Consider the following 1,680-nt stretch of genomic DNA (forward strand, 5'->3'; position numbering starts at 1 on the left):
TTCTCTATTATAAAATGAGGAGATGGGAATTTTAAGGGAAAAAATAAGGCTGTCAAGATTTTCTCGACAGCCTGAAGCCCCTTAATGGGGCTTTTTTATGTTGGTTGAAAACTAGATGTAAGGTGCTTGAACAGCTTGTGATATGTTAGATGGGCATTTAGACAAGCGATATTCACTGAATGATATAAAGAGTAAAATGAGCATAAAGATCGATAAAATAATATAAAACACTAAACTAGCTCTAATCATATCCGATAATAAAAATGTCAGGGTTAATAAAAACCCTAGAAAAAGGACTTTTTTCAGACAAGGACGTCTGTCAGGTCCCAAATACATGGAGGTAATAAGAAATGAGAATTAACCACAATATTGCAGCACTTAACACTTTAAACCGATTGTCTTCAAACAACGCTGCTAGCCAAAAGAACATGGAGAAGCTTTCTTCAGGTCTTCGTATCAACCGTGCAGGAGATGACGCAGCAGGTCTTGCAATCTCTGAAAAAATGCGTGGACAAATCCGCGGATTAGAAATGGCTTCTAAAAACGCACAAGATGGTATCTCTCTTATCCAAACAGCTGAAGGTGCACTTACAGAAACACATGCGATCCTTCAACGTATGCGTGAACTAACAGTTCAAGCAGGTAACACTGGTACTCAACAGACTGAAGATTTAAACGCGATTCAAGAAGAGGTTACAGCTCTAATAGCAGAGATCGATGGAATCGGTGACCGTACTCAATTCAACGGAAAAAAGCTATTAGATGGTACTGGGGGAACATTTACATTCCAAATCGGTGCGAATGGTGGTCAAACTTTAGATGTAACCATTGATAGCATGAAAGCAGGCGCATTAGGTACTACTGCCGGTGTTCAAGTTAGTGCTCTCACATTAAATAATTTTACTACGAACGATTTTGATACTCAACTTACTGCGGTTGATGATGCAATCAAAGCCGTTTCTGCACAACGTTCTAAACTTGGTGCAGTACAAAACCGTCTAGAGCACACAATCAACAACCTTGGTGCTTCTGGTGAAAACTTAACAGCTGCTGAGTCTCGTATCCGTGACGTAGACATGGCGAAAGAAATGAGTGAGTTCACAAAGAACAACATTCTTTCTCAAGCGTCTCAAGCAATGCTTGCACAAGCGAACCAACAGCCACAAAACGTTCTTCAATTACTACGTTAATGAAAGGCCCCTTCATGGGGCTTTTTTACGTTAACTGATAACTGAATATAGAGTGTGAGTATCAATTTTAAGCTTGTTTTTTACAGTCTGTGATGTTTTACAAAGGTGTATTTTAGATAAATTGCATAACTCACTTTTATATGAACTTTTGTAAATCTAATTTATGAAAATAGACCGGTAAAATAATTAAACATACTAAACTTTCTATAGATGTATCCGATAATAGAATTGTCAGGGCCGATAAGCCCTAGATTAAAGGGCTTTTTTCAGACAAGGACGTCTGTCAGGTCCCAAATACATGGAGGTAATAAAAAATGAGAATTAACCACAATATCGCAGCACTTAACACATTAAACCGTTTGTCTTCAAACAACGCTGCTAGCCAAAAGAATATGGAGAAACTTTCTTCTGGACTTCGTATCAACCGTGCAGGAGATGACGCAGCAGGTCTTGCGATCTCTGAAAAAATGCGTGGACAAATCCGCGGATT

1 protein-coding gene and 1 pseudogene are annotated in these 1,680 nt (G+C 38.7%); both read left to right on the forward strand.

The window, feature by feature from the left end; translation table 11 throughout:
- Window positions 1-350 precede the first annotated feature (350 nt).
- Window positions 351-1,190: a flagellin Hag gene (gene hag, locus AB1K80_RS17115; protein ID WP_412858140.1), complete on the forward strand. Its 840-nt coding sequence runs from the start codon at window positions 351-353 to the stop codon at window positions 1,188-1,190.
- A 314-nt stretch (window positions 1,191-1,504) separates the two neighbouring features.
- A pseudogene (locus AB1K80_RS17120) lies at window positions 1,505-1,680 on the forward strand (flagellin); the annotation flags it as partial.

The organism is Bacillus sp. 179-C3.3 HS (genome assembly GCF_047229225.1).
GTDB lineage: Bacteria > Bacillota > Bacilli > Bacillales > Bacillaceae > Bacillus.